Below are 16,113 nucleotides of genomic sequence, written 5' to 3' on the forward strand. Positions count from 1 at the left end.
GTTTCAAAAATAGTACCCCTTACAAACAGGAGTGGTGAAAAAATTGGAAAAGAGAGAGGAAGTATTAAGGTGCGCCTATTGCAATGCCACCAACCATCGGTATTAACGCAATAGAAAAGTAATTCTTAAATACAGGAGTTTGTCCCAGTCGGTGTAACGTCTTTTTGTGCTTATCAGAATAAGTATTTACTGAATTATTGAAAGGATACTTATCCGTTTTGACAACAATCAACGACTTGACCGTCTGCTGAACGGGTACACTTGACATTTCATTACCGGTCTGGAACTGATTCCATTCGATAAGCAACATCTCATAAAGCTGTTGCGAAGCCATCGACTTGTCATACGAAAAAGCAAACTCTTCATTGTTATTGCTAACAATGCGGGATGCTCTCTCTATAACTTTATCGAGATGATCTTCTGACTGACGCAAGTTTTCCAGCTCTTGCTGCAGGTCGGCTCCATTAGCTGTTTTGGCCATTGTACCCAACCAATCTGCAAAAGCGTTGGTCGAATGCCGGGCTTGGGCAGACTGTACCAACGACAGGCTGAAGCCACTGCAAATAAGCAGCACAATAATAAACTGCACGATATGTGTACGGAGTCGTTTCATCAGTGGCAGAAAATAGGGAGAAACAAAGAGCTGGACAAATGCTTTCTTTCTAAAACATTAAAAAAAACGTATTGCTGCCACCAATCCCCGGCAATACCTTCCTATAACCTGCCTAAACTGTTATTAACGTTCCTCAAGTTCAGGTTGTCGCTTATATATATACACATCAGCGATCCAGCCATAGAGTAAGGTAAGCAACAGGCTCATAAATACCGTAAATAACATGGTTGCCTGTAACGGAATTTGAGGATCAACAAACCATTCAACCCCTGCTGTTAATAGAATGGATAACCCTATAAACACTGCTAAACATTCATAGAAGAACTTCATAATAAACCTCCTTATTTGGTGGAAGGATTTATTTCAAGATGCCGAATCTACACTAATATGCCAAATAATAAAGCCCGAAAGCAGAACTGCTTTCGGGCTTTATTTATCATGAAATCAGAACAAACATCTATCAGGCTTCCTTTGCCTTCAGCATTTCGGGATTAGCCTTGGGTATATTTGCTAACATATCCCCTACCATCTTATTCAAATCATACTCGTGATTCCATCCCCACTGCTCGCGCGCCGGACTATCATCAATAGAGTCGGGCCAAGAGTCGGCAATCTTCTTTCGATAATCGGGATCATAACTGATCTCAAATCCGGGCATATGCTTTTTGATAGCCTCGGCTATCTCTTCGGGCGTAAAACTAATGGCCGAAAGGTTATAGCTTGTTCGTATTTCGATATCACTTTCATCAGCCTGCATCAGTTGAATAGTAGCATCAATGGCATCTTCCATATACATCATGGGCAGAGCATTATCTTTATCCAAAAAGCAGCTGAACGGTTCATTCTTCAGTGCTTTATAATGGATATCTACGGCATAATCTGTGGTACCGCCACCGGGTAACGATTTATATCCGATGAGCCCGGGATACCGTAAGCTTCGTACATCAACGCCGAAGTTCTCATGAAAATAAGAGCACCATTGCTCACCGGCCATCTTGCTAATACCATACACGGTGGTAGGGTTAAGCGCTACATTTTGTCCGGTATCCTTGCTGGGGGCGTCGGGGCCAAAAACAGCTATCGAACTGGGCCAAAATATTTTGTCGAGCGATTTTTCTTTCGCCAGGTTCAGCACATGCAACAGCCCATCCATGTTGAGTTTCCAGCCCAACTCTATATTTTGTTCAGCTTTAGCTGACAATAGAGCTGCCAAGTGATACACCTCTTTGATATCATGCTCATCAATAACCTTGGCAATAGCATCTTTTTTCATCACATCCAGATATTCAAACGGACCATCGGAGATACTCTCCGGGGGATCTTGAATATCGGTAGCAACAACTTCTTCTTTACCGTAGATAGAACGCAGCTTTTCGGTGAGCTCGCTTCCCAGTTGGCCACAAGCTCCTGTAATTAAAATCTTACCCATTTTTTTATCTCTTATGCTTCTTCAATTTCTTCTTGAACTTCCGTAAATGCCTTTATTGCCTGGTCCAGATGCTCCCGGTCATGGGCCGCAGAAAGCTGTACCCGAATCCGTGCTTCTCCTTTGGGCACCACCGGATAATAAAAGCCGATAACATATATCCCTTTATCTAACAGGCGTTTGGCATATTCCTGGGCCTTTTTAGCATCGTACAACATAATAGGTATAATGGGATGGGAGCCTTCCTTAATATCGAAACCGGCTTCGGTCATCTTCTCTCTAAAGTAAGTAGTATTCTCTTCGAGCTTATCTCGAAGTTCCGTAGTCTCACTCAGCAGATCCAGCACCTCAATAGAAGCTCCCGTTATCGCAGGCGCAAGCGTATTGGAAAAGAGATAAGGACGCGATTTCTGACGAAGCATATCTACGATCTCTTGGCTAGCAGCGGTAAATCCACCGGATGCACCACCCAAGGCCTTACCAAGCGTTCCGGTAATGATATCGATACGTCCCATTACATCACGATACTCATGCACCCCACGGCCGGTTTCACCAATAAAACCTGTAGCGTGGCACTCATCGGACATTACTAAAGCATCATATTTATCGGCCAGGTCACAAATCTTATCGAGCTGAGCGATAGTGCCATCCATAGAGAAGACACCATCGGTGGCAATTACTTTCACTTCTGCATCAGAAGCTTCTTGTAATTTCTCTTCCAGAGCGTCCATGTTATTATGTTCATAAACATAGCGATCAGCTTTACAGAGACGAACGCCGTCAATAATAGATGCGTGATTCAAGCGGTCCGAAATAATCGCATCATCCGGACCGAGAAGTGGTTCAAAAATCCCGCCATTGGCATCAAAAGCAGCAGCATAGAGGATAGCATCATCGGTACCAAGAAATTCAGCTAGTTTTTCTTCCAGTTCTTTGTGGATGGTTTGTGTACCACAGATAAACCGAACTGATGACATCCCATATCCGTATTCATCAATCGTTTTCTTAGCAGCCTCCAAGACGCGCGGGTGCGATGAAAGTCCCAAATAATTATTGGAACAGAAGTTGATAACCTCTTTCCCCTGGTCCGTTTTGATAACGGCGCCCTGGGGCGTGGTTATAATCCGTTCCTCCTTATAAAGGCCTTCTTCTTTTAACTCTTCGAGTTCTCCTTGTAACCGCTGCTTAATTTTCTTACCCATAATCTGTAATGATATTTAGTAATAATTTTACTGCTTTAACCAATCAACATACTGCACGTTAACAATGCATTCTCTGGCTTATTCTCTTTCAAAAAAGGATAAGTGAATAAAATCCAGGTGCTTAAAAATTTCAAATCTAAAATAAGAAGGACTGGCAGAACTAACAATCTGCATGAGGTCCTCATCTACCGAACTGACAGTAGTATTACGTTTTTACTTTCTGTTTCTCTTCCCGTTCAAACTCTTCTTGCAGATACTGCCCGGTATAACTTTCTTCTACCTTGGCGACATCCTCCGGCGCTCCTTGTGTCAGGATCTCTCCACCTTCTACGCCCCCTTCCGGACCGAGATCGATGATCCAGTCAGCTGCCTTAATGAGGTCAAGATTATGCTCAATAACAATAACGGTATTGCCTTTATCTACGAGCTGCTGAACCACATCAACAAGCATACGTACATCCTGGAAATGCAAGCCGGTAGTAGGCTCATCCAGGATATAAAGCGTATCGCCGGTACCTACTTTAGCAAGCTCTCGTGCCAGCTTAATACGCTGTGCTTCTCCACCGGATAGTGTCGTACTTGGCTGACCAAGACGGAGATAGCCCAAACCTACATCAACAAGTGTTCCCAGTATGCGATTAATAGCCGGCACCGAATCAAAGAATTCGTGGGCTTCATTAATCGACATATTCAATACATCAGATATATTTTTCTCTTTGTAATAGATCTCCAGCGTTTCCCTATTGTACCGGGCACCCTTACACGTCTCACAATCCACATAGACATCAGGCAGGAAGTTCATCTCAATTTTGCGAACTCCATCTCCATTACAGGCTTCACATCTACCGCCTTTTACATTAAAGGAAAAACGCCCCTGGTCGTACCCCCGAATCTTTGATTCGGGCAGTTCAGCAAACAACTTACGGATATGATCAAACACCTTGGTATACGTTCCGGGATTAGATCGCGGCGTACGCCCAATCGGGCTTTGATCCACCGAAATGATCTTATCCAGATTGTCGATACCATGCACCTCATCGTATGGAAGGGGGACTGATTTTGAATTATAAAACTCAGAAGACAAAATAGGCTCCAGCGTCTGGTTAATGAGTGAGCTTTTACCACTCCCGCTAACACCGGTTACACAGATAAACTTACCCAGCGGTATCTCAACATCCAGGTTTTTGAGGTTATGTCCCCGTGCATTTTCGAGACGTACCGATTTACCATTACCTTCTCGGCGTTCATCAGGATAGGGAACGACCTCTTCATCCTTCAAGAACTTGGCAGTCATTGAATCGGGATCAAGATCCTCGGGTTTGCCCTCTGTAACGATTTCTCCGCCATACTCTCCGGCTCCCGGTCCCAGGTCAAGCACATAGTCTGCAGCCTCAATTGTTTCTCGATCGTGCTCTACAACTATTACGCTGTTCCCCAGATCCCGCAAAGTCTGAAGTGATTTTATCAGCTTCACATTATCCCGCTGATGCAAACCGATACTGGGTTCATCCAGGATATACAGCACGCCCACCAGCTGGGTTCCTATCTGGGTTGCCAGGCGTATGCGCTGTGCCTCGCCCCCACTTAGGGTTTGGGCTTCACGATCAAGCGTTAAATAGTTAAGACCAACATTCAGCAGAAAGTCGACACGGTCGCGTACTTCTTTGAGTACCTGGCTGCCAATTTTTTGCTGTCGCTCATTCAACTCCAGGTTATTAATCGTATTCCGGAGCGTCGTAATATCCATATTCACCAGCTCATCAATGGTATAATCGTCGATACGATAAGAGAGAGCTTCCTTGTTCAATCGACCGCCACCACAATCCGGGCAATCGATACGGGCCATATATGCTTTGGCTTTATCGCGCTTTTTATTCGACTTACTCTCCTCGTACTGCTCGCGAATCATATTTCGCAGTCCTTTGAAGGAGTGTTTATAGGTCACATTGTCTTGACGAAAATCATAACTTACATCATACTTCTTATCGCCTCCGCCTTCAAAGAGCAGATCAATAGCCCCATCCGGAAATTCTTTGATAGGAGTTTCAAAATCAAGATCCATCGTATCCAGAACTGCTTGCAACTGCTTAAAGGCAAAGATATCACGCGGTTCTCCCAAAAACCGAATAGCACCATCTTCAATAGTCTGCTCTTTATTGGGAATAACCAGGTCGCGGTCCACATCATAGGAATACCCTAAGCCATCGCAGTTTTGGCAGGCGCCATAGGGTGAGTTAAAGGAAAAAATATTGGGAGCCGGATCTTCGTAGGCCAATCCACTTTCGGGATCGAACAGATTTTGCGAGTACAGGTGATCTTTAAAAACAACATCACCGTCCTCTTCTTTCGGTACTGATAATATCACATTTCCTTCGGCCATCTCAAGAGCCAATCGCACGCTCTCTGCAATACGCTTTTCACTCTTTTCATTAATCACAAACCGGTCGACAACTACCTCAATATTGTGCCTTTTATACCGGTCTACCTTCATATCCTCTTCCAGGTCCATCAGCTCGCCATCTACGCGAACCTGCACAAAACCCTGCTTCATCGTCTGTTCAAAAAGTTCGCGATAATGTCCTTTTCGGCCACGTACAACCGGTGCTAAACAATATGCTTTTGTGCCCTCGGGCATATCCATGATGGTTGACACAACTTGATCAGCCGTCTGTTTCTCCATTTTGTTCCCCGATTTCCAGGAATACGGCACCCCTATGCGTGCATATAACAAGCGCAAAAAGTCGTAAATTTCTGTTACTGTACCTACCGTGGAACGGGGATTTCGATTGGTCGTCTTTTGATCAATTGATATTACGGGAGATAAACCATCAATAAAATCTACCTCGGGACGCTCCATCATTCCTAAAAACTGACGGGCATAGGCCGACAGAGATTCCAAAAAACGACGTTGTCCTTCGGCATAAATGGTATCGAAAGCCAACGAAGACTTTCCCGATCCCGAAATACCGGTCACCACAACAAGCTGCTCCCGGGGAATATTAACATCAATATTTTTGAGATTGTGTTCGCGCGCGCCGCGGATGACTATATTTTCTCGCAAAGTACGTCCATATTTTTAGATTTAATTAAACTGTAAAAAATACGAATAAATCGTATCTTTTGAAGCTTTATTTCCCGATAAATTTACTCACCCGGAAACACCGCTTATAACTGTAACTCTCTCATGTAATTCGTCTGGATGAAGGATCTGTCCATTGATCTCGTCGAACTCTTTAAATTTAGCACAAAACAATACGGCAAGTATACCTCTTTTATTATAGGAGCCATGCTTACCTTTCTTGTACTCGGTGTAATCCCGAGAATACACTTTATGTTGCGTGCTCCCCAACAGCCAACAACAGAATCTCAATTTATCTCTTTAATTATTACCCTCGCACAAGTATTCCTGAGCCTGGGATTCATCAAAATTATGTTACAACTGGCACAGGATAAGTATGTAGAGGTAGTTGATATGTTCAACAACTTTAGAACATTCTTAAGCTATTTTGTTGCCAGCTTCCTCTATGGTATTGCCGTTATATTAGGTCTATTTCTCTTAGTAGTACCCGGCATCTATATTTACGTTCGCTTTCAATTCTACCCTTATATTATCATCGAAGAAGAGGTCTCAGCCTTCACTGCACTAAAAAAAAGCTTTTTTTTGTCACAAAGCCTCACCTTAGAACTCTTTTTACTGCAACTGGTAGTCATCACCCTTAACCTCTTGGGTATACTACTCTTCGGAGTGGGTATTGTTATAACCTATCCACTCACCACAATGGCAACAGCTATAGCATACAAAAGTATCACACAAGATAGTGACCACATACCTTCAACGGCTTATAAGGTATAATTGTGGAAACATTTGTGTCCTGTTTCCATTAAAAGCAAAACAAACATATAACTCTACAAAAAGATCAGCACAACTACTCTCATGCGTAATTCATTCTTCAATGGCTTTATAGTACTAGTACTACTATTAGTCTCTTGTAAAACAATTAATTCACCTACTACAAAAACATCATTATATCCATATGTCGAAGATAACCAGGTTGGCTTTCTGGATACAAATCTAACCCGCCAAATATCTGCCCAATTTAGTTTTCTAAATAACAGGTTATGGCCCTATCAATTCTCTGAGGGATTGGCCGCAGTCAATTTTTTGGGTACCGTAGGATATATTGACAGTAACGGTAACATTGCAATTGAACCTCAATTCGACTACGGCAAACCATTTAAAAACGGAATTGCCCTGGTACAAGAAGGGGGGCACTTTGGCTTTATCAATCGATCAGGCAATTATATCATTAAGCCAAAATTCTATAATGCCTACTCTTTTAGTGAGGGACTTGCTGCAGTTCAAAAACGGAGAAACGGGAATTGGGGATATATCACTTCTGATGGAGATCACCCTATCCCATTACAGTTTAATGCTGCAAAAAGTTTTAGCGAAGGACTGGCACTTGTACAAACATCTACTCACAATGAGTGGGGATATATTAATAAAGAAGGTGAAACGGTTATCGAACCGACCTATGACCAAGCTAAATCTTTTTCTGAAGGCCTGGCCCCGGTACAACTCAATTACAAACAGTGGGGATACATCAATAGGAATGGCGCTGTTATCATTGCCTCTAAATACCTAGAAGCGGAACCGTTTTCTGAAGGTAAAGCTGCGGTTGCCATGCCCCAAGACAAAAACAACCTTGACAAAAAGAAGTATGGTTTTATTAATAAGCGTGGAGAGTTCATCATCGAACCCCGTTTTGATAAAGCGTTTAGCTTTCGTGATGGTGTTGCCCGTATTAAGGTGGATAATAAATTTGGCTTTGTTGATGCCCAAGGCAACATGATAGCTGAACCCATTTACGACCACGCCTGGAACTTTCAATCCGGTATGGCTATGGTTAAACTGGGAAATAAATATGGATATATTAACAAACAGGGAATATTTGTACTAGAACCTTTAAGCTAACCTCTCTTATATAGATATAAAAGCTACCAAAAAAAGTAATTAACAAACTATAACCCCTTTTCAATTGCTCCTATGCGCATATTTCGGTATCCTTAGGGGTTTATTAGAATGTACCTAGAATAATACTTGCAATGTACTCCAAAAAAACTGTGGCTCCCGAAGTAGCAAATCCAAACGATTGGTCTCCGCTTTCCTGGAAAGATTATCCGGTTAAACAGCTTCCAACCTATCCCAACCAAGAAGAATTGGAGGAGGTATATAATCAATTACGCGATAATCCCCCACTAATCACTTCCTGGGAAGTTGAAGCCCTAAAAAAACGCCTTGCTGATGTATCAGCCGGAAAAGGCTTTTTATTGCAAGGTGGGGACTGTGCCGAAAGTTTTGCGGACTGTAAATCTCCAAAGATTGTAAACCTGCTTAAGGTTTTAATGCAGATGAGTTTTATCCTGATCCATGAGATGGAAACATCTGTTATACGCGTGGGCCGTATTGCCGGACAGTATGCCAAGCCACGTTCTAGCGACTATGAGATCGTTGACGGAGAAAAGATCCCTAATTATCGCGGTGATCTTATTAACAGTATTACGCCCGAACTTGAACAGCGTATTCCCGACCCCGAACGATTACTAACGGGATATAACAAAGCTTCGCTCACCCTTAACTTCTTGCGAGCGCTCTCCAACGAAGGATTTGCTGACTTGCATCACCCTGAATATTGGGAGCTCGATTTTATGCAGGAAAATGAGTACTACAAGGAGTATGAAGCGATGGTCAACTCCATCCAGAAAGCCGTAAACTTTATGGAGACCATTACTCCTAACCAGTTTAATACGCTCCAAAAAATTGATGTATATACCTCCCACGAGGGACTTAATCTCTGGTACGATTCTGCACAGACCCAGCGCGTACCGCGTCGCCAGGGCTGGTATAACCTGAGTGCCCATATGGTATGGTTAGGTAACAGAACACGCGACCTCGACGGAGCCCACGTAGAATACCTGCGTGGTATCCGAAACCCCATTGGTATTAAAATGGGCCCTAACTATGATATGGATCATACGCTCAAACTTATCGAGCGGCTGAATCCTATACACGAACAGGGTAAGATTGTACTCATTACTCGTTTTGGTGAAGATCAGGTTGAAGAAGGGTTGCCGGATCTGATTAAACAGATAAAACATGAAGGGATGCCCGTTGTGTGGAGTTGTGACCCTATGCACGGAAATACCTTTGCTACTGATGATAATATCAAGACGCGTAATTTTGATGCTATCATTTCTGAAATACGAAAAACCTTTGCTATCCACCGCGATCAGGGCAGTTATCTCGGAGGCGTTCATCTTGAACTTACCGGCGATAACGTTACTGAATGCGTAGGTGGAGCTAAAGGCCTGCATGAGGGAGAACTTCATGAAAACTACGAAACCTACTGTGATCCCCGCTTGAATTACCAGCAGAGCCTGGAGTTAGCTTTTCTTATTGCCAAAGAATGGAACGAAAGCTATAAGTAATATACTGGTTAGTGGTTAATAGTTATTGGTGCATATACTGATAACTATTAACCCATTATCCGGTTACCTACCCTCCTGTCACAAATACAGCTCCCCTGTCGGTTTGACTAAATGGGCTGTGACATTTTTTTCACCCTTCTCTCACAAGCCTGTAAAAAACGCAGACCTGCATTGGCTGAATGTCATAATTTGTACCTCTATATCCTGTTGGCATAGGTATTGCTCCCTTAAAAGTGAATTTGATTCAACCAACATCGAATAAAAATAATTACGAGGTACCAATTATGACACTTATGAAATATACACGACCAGGTAGCAATGCGATGTCGAAGCAGTTTTCTGATATCATGGACGAATTTTTCAACGACGCTGTGAATTCACGGCGTAATTCGTTCGTTCCCAGCATTGATATCTCTGAAACTGAAGAAGACTTTCAGATTACTGCAGAGCTTCCGGGAATGGAAAAAGATGATATTGCTGTCAACTTAGAAAACAGCCGTCTTTCTATAAGCGGTGAACGCAGTTTTGAGAAAGAAGAAACCGGTAAGAAATTTCACCGGGTAGAATCTAAGTATGGTTCTTTTGAACGCTCTTTCCAATTACCCGACAATGTTGATGAGGACAGTATTTCAGCAACATATGACAACGGATTGTTAAATATCTCTATCCAAAAGAGTGAACAAGAAGTAACTAAGAAAATTGAAATCAGCTAACACTACGCTGATCTGACAATCCCCAACATGCGGGAGTACCCGTGAACAGGTGCTCCCGCTTCTTTTTTATTAATACTGCACAATAATCTTTGGTTCCCAGTTGTTTATTGAACTGTCAGAATGTAAAAATTATTAATCCTGTATTATAAAACGGAGTTCATTATGAAACGATCTCGTTCAACTTATGCACTTTGGGCAATAGCCGCCGTATTAGTAATCGGCTTTTATTCGATTGATCTACAACCTAATCAAGCCTCTATCTTTTCGTTTCCGGATTTCCCGGGCAATGATAACGCCGAAAAAGTAAAAAATGAGTCCGCACCTTCACTGCAAGAATTTAATGATGCTATTGTTGACGTCGCCGAAGAAGCAAAATCAACGGTAGTTACGGTCAGCGTTACCCAAACGGTACAAGCTCGCCCTAATCCCCTTAGCCGCTTTTTTGGGGATCCCCGAGAGCAGCAACCCAAACGCTACGAAAGAGAAGGACAAGGTTCCGGGGTTATTGTATCTCAAGATGGATATATACTCACCAATAATCATGTAGTTGAAAAAGCAGATGAAGTAGAAGTACAACTATATAACGATAAAGTCTACAAAGCCAAGGTGGTGGGTACCGACCCCCGAACTGATATTGCTGTTTTGAAGGTAGATGCTGAAAACCTTGATGTTATCAAGCTCGGCAACAGTGAAAAAGCCCGCGTTGGCGAGATGGTACTGGCAATTGGAAGTCCCCTAAGCAATGGCCTCGCCCACTCTGTTTCTATGGGTATAATTTCTGCCAAAGATCGTAGCATTGGGATCATTGAAAAAGGTGCCGGTTATGAGAACTTTATCCAAACGGATGCTGCTATTAACCCAGGGAACTCAGGGGGCGCACTCGTTAACATGAATGGAGAGTTAATTGGCGTTAACACCGCTATTGCTTCCCGCTCTGGTGGAAGTGATGGAATCGGTTTTGCGGTGCCGGTGGATATTGCAAAGCGCGTTATGAAATCAATTATCGAAAAAGGTAAAGTAGTTCGCGGCTACCTGGGTATTACTACCGGGGGCGAAGTTGACGACACCATGGCACGAGCTTTAGGACTAGACAAATCGTATGGAATAATTGTAGGTGCGGTAGAAAAAGACGGTCCTGCTGACAAAGCCGGCCTTAAAGAAGATGATATTATCCAGACCATTAATAGCAAACCTGTGCGAAACTGGAATTCTTTCCGCACCGCTATTGCCACCTCTTCGCCAGGCACAAAGGTCAAACTAGGTATTGTACGCAATGAGGAAAAAATGACTCTCACTGTAACGCTTGGTGAACTCCCGCAAGATTTAATGGCTGATAACAATCAAGACCGACCTAATGTAAATCTAGAAAAGCAGTTAGGTTTTAGTGTGACTGACTTGACCCCTGAAATAGCGCAAGAACTAGGAGTTAGCAGTAACCAGGATGGCGTTGTCGTTACTCAAATTTCACGCCGTAGTGATGCTTATCAGCAAGGGCTAAGACGAGGGTTTATAATTACTGAGGTTAATAAAAAACCCGTAGAAAACCTCTCTGAATTTAATGAAGCGATGAACAGGCTTATGGAACAAAAGAAGGATATTGTCTTGCTCCGTGTTAAAACACAAAATGCCAGTCAACTTATCGCCTTCGAGTTATAAGCTATCAACTAAAATTCTCACAATTTGAAGCCCTCTGGTTAATTTCAGAGGGCTTTTTTTATGACAAGCTGACGAAATTAATTATTTTTATCATGTACCTGATATTATATTGGAAAATAGCCGAAAAATGATAAAACTATTTGAAATAATGTTTTAGAGAAAAGAGCACATATATATCATACAATAGTTAGTGACGAGAGTTTCTATCGATGTGCTAAATGAATAGTTTCAATCATGAAAATTTTTTTTGTTAATAATTCCTAAATCAACTATTAGAGCAATTATACTCACAGAAAGGAAATTCAAAATTTTAAAACTTGATATTGTAAATTGCTGATAAATGATGACTTCCTTAATTTTTTGCAGCATTACCGTCACTTTTGGAAAAAGATGATAATTTAAATCCAAAAATTTATACCAAACATTATTCTCAATCAAAGGATAAAGGAGTTTAACCCTAACTTCCAAAAACATAGGCAGAATTAGTAATATAGTTAGAGAAGAAATGATAGCAACTAAAGTACTATCTGCAAGTAAACCTACAAGCAAAATGAATGGAACTATCAATACGGCAACAATTATATTTGTAAAAAAGGCGTAAAAGTATACTAATGGTATAAAACTGAAATTGATTAAAAGTTGAATAAAAAAAGCTGACCAAAATAACGTTATCAATAAAGCAAATATGCTAAACATACCTAGATATTGATTGAAGAAAATTTGAGCTCTACTTATAGGCTTAACACAAAAGAAATCCATAAATGGGGTACTGTAAAAAATATGTGAGTGGGATGATGTTATGAAGATACCCAATAATAAAACAATCGATATATATATCATGAAACTATCACCGTATCCAGTAACTGTCGATGGCCTACCCAAATATTTAACATCTAAAATTACTCTTTTAGAAAACTCAAAATTGTAGCTATACAATAGAAACCATCCTAAGAATAGTGATATGATTATACTTAGGTAGAGTAGTTTAGATTTAGATAATTTCCTTAAATAAATTCTTACTGGTGTTAGTCTCATTTTCAGTTTAAATATTTTATAACTTCTTTTTCTAGATCAAATTGTTTTTTTTCGATTGAGATAATACTAATATTGTTTTGGTCTAGTATGCGCAATGCCTCATTGATACTCTCAGTGCTTACATTAAGATAGTGATAGGCTTCATTAGAACCCACCGTCAAAAACAGGTTGTTCTCGGGTATAGATTCATCGGACGCAATTGTGATTTGGTGTAAGACCTCTTTCTTTTTTAGATCATTAATATCGTAAGTCTTTGAGATACTACCCTGATCTAAAATACCCACTTTATCGCAAATCATTTCCACTTCACCTAGTAAATGAGAATTAATTAGAATCGTTTTACCATTCTTTTTTGTATTCTTTAGAATTTTTCGGACTGCGTCTTTTGCCATTGGATCTAGGCCATCAGTAGGTTCGTCCAGAATTAATAAATCTGGATCATTACAGAAAGCGTGTATCAGTAATAGTTTTTGTTTAGTACCTTTCGAGTATTTGGAAATCCTTTTGTCAACATAGCTTTCAAAGTTCAATAAATGTATTAATTCTGAAACTTTCGTGTTGCTACTTAAAGAATCTATATTACCCATATCTTTTAAAAATTGATGCCCTTTCAGAAAGCCAAACGAATTAAACCTCTCCGGCAAATAACCAATTCTAGAATTTTTTACTGGATTTTTTGGGTTTTCCCCGAAGACTTTACAACTCCCTCCTTCAAATGATAGTAGCCCCAAAATAATACGAATAAAGGTAGTTTTACCAGCACCATTTCTTCCTAATAAGCCAAATGCTTCACCTGGTTTTATAGTCAGGTTGAGATTTTTTAAAACACTGTCAGTGCTGCTAAATAGTCTATTTTTATAAGATTTAGATATGTTCTTAGCTTTAATTATTTCCATATCTTTTATTTTTTGAAATTTCCCAAATTTCAGATTCAAAACCACCAGTTATGTAAAAGTTAGAGGAGCTACCGGATTCAATGATCCCAGAAGAAAGTTCTACATCTACTGAATAAAGATATGAATATGACAAATCAAACAAATAAATGTAGCTTTTAATATCAGAATAAATACCACCTTTAAGAAAAAGTATTTCTTCGTTAGTTGGATCAAATTCTACATTTTGGATAAACGTATTTTGTGGAGTGCCAATTGTTGATAGTTTAATTTCATTAGTTAGAAAAGGTAAATTAAAGGACTTCTTTAACCTACCAGCAGAGTCATAAATTTGAACTAGATTTTTATAGCGGTACGCAAATATAAGGTTATTATTGCCATCAACTGTTAGTGTTCCCGCATTTAATAAAGCCGTATCATCCGGATTAACTTGAAAAAACCTGTTCAATAATTCTTTGTTTAAGCTATAGGTTTCAAAAATAACGCCATTTGGTCTATAAAGCTGAACCACTAAATTTCTGTTATTATCAAATGAAACATCAAAAGGCCGCCCCTCCTTAACTAATATTTCTTTACATTCAGAAAAGTCCTCTCTAATTAAAATAATTTTATTGGCATCTAAATCAGGTATTGCCATCCAACCGTATCTCAAATCACCAAATAAAGGTTTGTCTAACTCACAAGGTCCTTTGCCCTTTTTGCCCCACTTCGACAAGAAATCTCCCTTCTTATTAAATTTTAATACTTCTCGATTGGATTTATCTATTACAAAAATAAATTTATCGTTCGTTAATAGACCAGAACTTTTGAAGTATGAAGTTGAATCATTAGGACCTCTGATTAAAGTACTGTCAACAGATAAAATTTCTTCTGATGGAGCAGACCTATTTTTAGCACAACTATTGCACAAGAATACAAATAAAGCTGAAAAACCTAATATGTATCTAAATTTTTTTTTCATGTTATTAAGGTATTCAACAATCTTTAAAAATAAAAAAGCTACAGCTTTAGAAGCCTGCAGCCTACAAATACAATTATGGCATTAAACTTTAACCAGTAATTTCATTCCAGTAATAAGCGATATCACAACCAGCACGGCACCCACTTCTCTGCGCACCGTCAAAGAATGTATCTCCAGTATAATCCTCATTACATCCAGTGATACATTTATCTCTGGCCTTATCATTTTCTGATTCTTCCTTTTTTGCAAAAGCTGAAGATACGAGTGATATCGCAACACTGTAGAATTCTCCCTCATTTGCATCAGTTTCTGTTGTTTGATACTGTATATTGAAAGTTAAAGTTACAAATCCTAGTAATACAACTGGTATAACTATGATCTTAAGTAGTCCTTGTAAATTATTCATAACAATAATTTAATTAATGTTGGTTAAAGCGCTTGTTATTAACATATATATATATATTCTTTCCCAAATATTAATTCGGCAGTGACGGCATCGGCTTTGCCGTACCGGTTGATATTGCCAAACGCGTAATGAAATCAATTATCAAAAATGGGCGTGTAGTACGTGCTTATCTTGATATTGCAGGACAGGACATTACCCCTACCCTGGCAAAAGCATTAGAGTTGGATAGCAACAGGGGCATTGTCGTAAACCAAGTAAATGAAGATACCCCCGCAAAAGAAGCCGGACTTCAAGAAGGCGATATTATCCAAAAGCTAAATGGGAAAGAAATATTAAATTATGGAAACTTTCATACAAACATTGCTACTTCGAGTCCCGGTGATAAGATACAGTTACATATTTTACGGGACGGTGAAACAAAAAAGATATCTGTTACTCTAGGGGAACTGCCCAATGAACTGACTATGGATGAACAGACTACTACTGATAAAACAATGGAAAAACAGCTGGGTTTTCGTGTGCAAGATCTAGCACCTGAAATTGCACAACAGCTTAACTTGGACCAAGACCAAGAAGGGGTGGTTGTAAGTCAAATTTCACAACGAAGCGAAGCCTACCGGCAGGGCCTGCGTCAAGGACATGTTATTACCAGTGTTGGCAATCAATAGACTTTAATGATGCCATCAATAATCTGTTAGAACAAGAAAAAGATGTAGGTT

15 protein-coding genes are annotated in these 16,113 nt (G+C 40.3%); 6 read left to right on the forward strand and 9 right to left on the reverse strand.

Going from position 1 to position 16,113, the window contains the following annotated elements:
• Positions 1-64: 64 nt before the first annotated feature.
• From G3569_RS04580 to uvrA, 5 genes are all read right to left on the reverse strand, one after another.
• Positions 65-613, reverse strand: a complete 549-nt coding sequence (locus G3569_RS04580) for a hypothetical protein (protein WP_165266547.1) — start codon at positions 611-613, stop codon at positions 65-67.
• Between the two features lie 123 nt (positions 614-736).
• Positions 737-943, reverse strand: coding sequence for a hypothetical protein (locus G3569_RS04585; RefSeq protein ID WP_165266549.1), 207 nt, complete (start codon positions 941-943; stop codon positions 737-739).
• 130 nt (positions 944-1,073) lie between these two features.
• A complete protein-coding gene (locus G3569_RS04590) occupies positions 1,074-2,042 on the reverse strand; it encodes an NAD-dependent epimerase/dehydratase family protein (RefSeq protein WP_165266550.1) in 969 nt (322 codons plus the stop codon).
• Between the two features lie 11 nt (positions 2,043-2,053).
• Entirely contained in the window at positions 2,054-3,241 is a 1,188-nt protein-coding gene (kbl, locus tag G3569_RS04595) for a glycine C-acetyltransferase (protein WP_165266552.1), read from the reverse strand.
• Between the two features lie 205 nt (positions 3,242-3,446).
• On the reverse strand, positions 3,447-6,302 hold the full coding sequence (uvrA, locus tag G3569_RS04600) for an excinuclease ABC subunit UvrA (RefSeq protein ID WP_165266554.1): 2,856 nt from the start codon (positions 6,300-6,302) through the stop codon (positions 3,447-3,449).
• Between the two features lie 138 nt (positions 6,303-6,440).
• On the opposite strand from uvrA, the gene G3569_RS04605 reads away from it, so the two are divergent.
• The 5 genes from G3569_RS04605 to G3569_RS04625 all read left to right on the forward strand — a co-directional run bounded on the left by G3569_RS04605 (position 6,441) and on the right by G3569_RS04625 (position 12,099).
• Positions 6,441-7,094, forward strand: coding sequence for a hypothetical protein (locus tag G3569_RS04605; protein WP_165266556.1), 654 nt, complete (start codon positions 6,441-6,443; stop codon positions 7,092-7,094).
• Positions 7,095-7,175: 81 nt separating this feature from the next.
• Positions 7,176-8,216: a WG repeat-containing protein gene (locus tag G3569_RS04610; protein ID WP_165266558.1), complete on the forward strand. Its 1,041-nt coding sequence runs from the start codon at positions 7,176-7,178 to the stop codon at positions 8,214-8,216.
• A gap of 131 nt (positions 8,217-8,347) precedes the next feature.
• Complete coding sequence (locus G3569_RS04615) at positions 8,348-9,730, forward strand: 3-deoxy-7-phosphoheptulonate synthase class II (RefSeq protein WP_165266559.1); 1,383 nt, start codon at positions 8,348-8,350, stop codon at positions 9,728-9,730.
• 284 nt (positions 9,731-10,014) lie between these two features.
• Complete coding sequence (locus G3569_RS04620; protein ID WP_165266561.1) at positions 10,015-10,443, forward strand: Hsp20/alpha crystallin family protein; 429 nt, start codon at positions 10,015-10,017, stop codon at positions 10,441-10,443.
• A gap of 162 nt (positions 10,444-10,605) precedes the next feature.
• Positions 10,606-12,099 (forward strand): Do family serine endopeptidase, encoded by a 1,494-nt coding sequence (locus G3569_RS04625; RefSeq protein ID WP_165266563.1) that lies wholly within the window; start codon positions 10,606-10,608, stop codon positions 12,097-12,099.
• A 228-nt stretch (positions 12,100-12,327) separates the two neighbouring features.
• On the opposite strand, the gene G3569_RS04630 is transcribed toward G3569_RS04625, so the two are convergent.
• The 4 genes from G3569_RS04630 to G3569_RS04645 all read right to left on the reverse strand — a co-directional run bounded on the left by G3569_RS04630 (position 12,328) and on the right by G3569_RS04645 (position 15,394).
• The gene (locus tag G3569_RS04630) at positions 12,328-12,858 is read right to left on the reverse strand and encodes a hypothetical protein (RefSeq protein WP_205720034.1); all 531 of its coding nucleotides are present in this window, start codon (positions 12,856-12,858) and stop codon (positions 12,328-12,330) included.
• A gap of 278 nt (positions 12,859-13,136) precedes the next feature.
• The gene (locus G3569_RS04635; protein WP_165266567.1) at positions 13,137-14,030 is read right to left on the reverse strand and encodes an ABC transporter ATP-binding protein; all 894 of its coding nucleotides are present in this window, start codon (positions 14,028-14,030) and stop codon (positions 13,137-13,139) included.
• Positions 14,017-14,988: a 6-bladed beta-propeller gene (locus G3569_RS04640; protein WP_165266569.1), complete on the reverse strand. Its 972-nt coding sequence runs from the start codon at positions 14,986-14,988 to the stop codon at positions 14,017-14,019. The genes G3569_RS04635 and G3569_RS04640 overlap by 14 nt, the downstream gene beginning before the upstream one ends.
• An 88-nt stretch (positions 14,989-15,076) precedes the next feature.
• Complete coding sequence (locus tag G3569_RS04645; RefSeq protein WP_165266571.1) at positions 15,077-15,394, reverse strand: hypothetical protein; 318 nt, start codon at positions 15,392-15,394, stop codon at positions 15,077-15,079.
• A 128-nt stretch (positions 15,395-15,522) separates the two neighbouring features.
• Here G3569_RS04645 and G3569_RS04650 point away from each other — a divergent pair, with 128 nt between their 5' ends.
• Positions 15,523-16,062, forward strand: a complete 540-nt coding sequence (locus G3569_RS04650) for a PDZ domain-containing protein (RefSeq protein WP_165266573.1) — start codon at positions 15,523-15,525, stop codon at positions 16,060-16,062.
• Positions 16,063-16,113 lie beyond the last annotated feature (51 nt).

The sequence above is a fragment of the Fodinibius halophilus genome (assembly GCF_011059105.1).
Lineage (GTDB): Bacteria > Bacteroidota > Rhodothermia > Balneolales > Balneolaceae > Fodinibius > Fodinibius halophilus.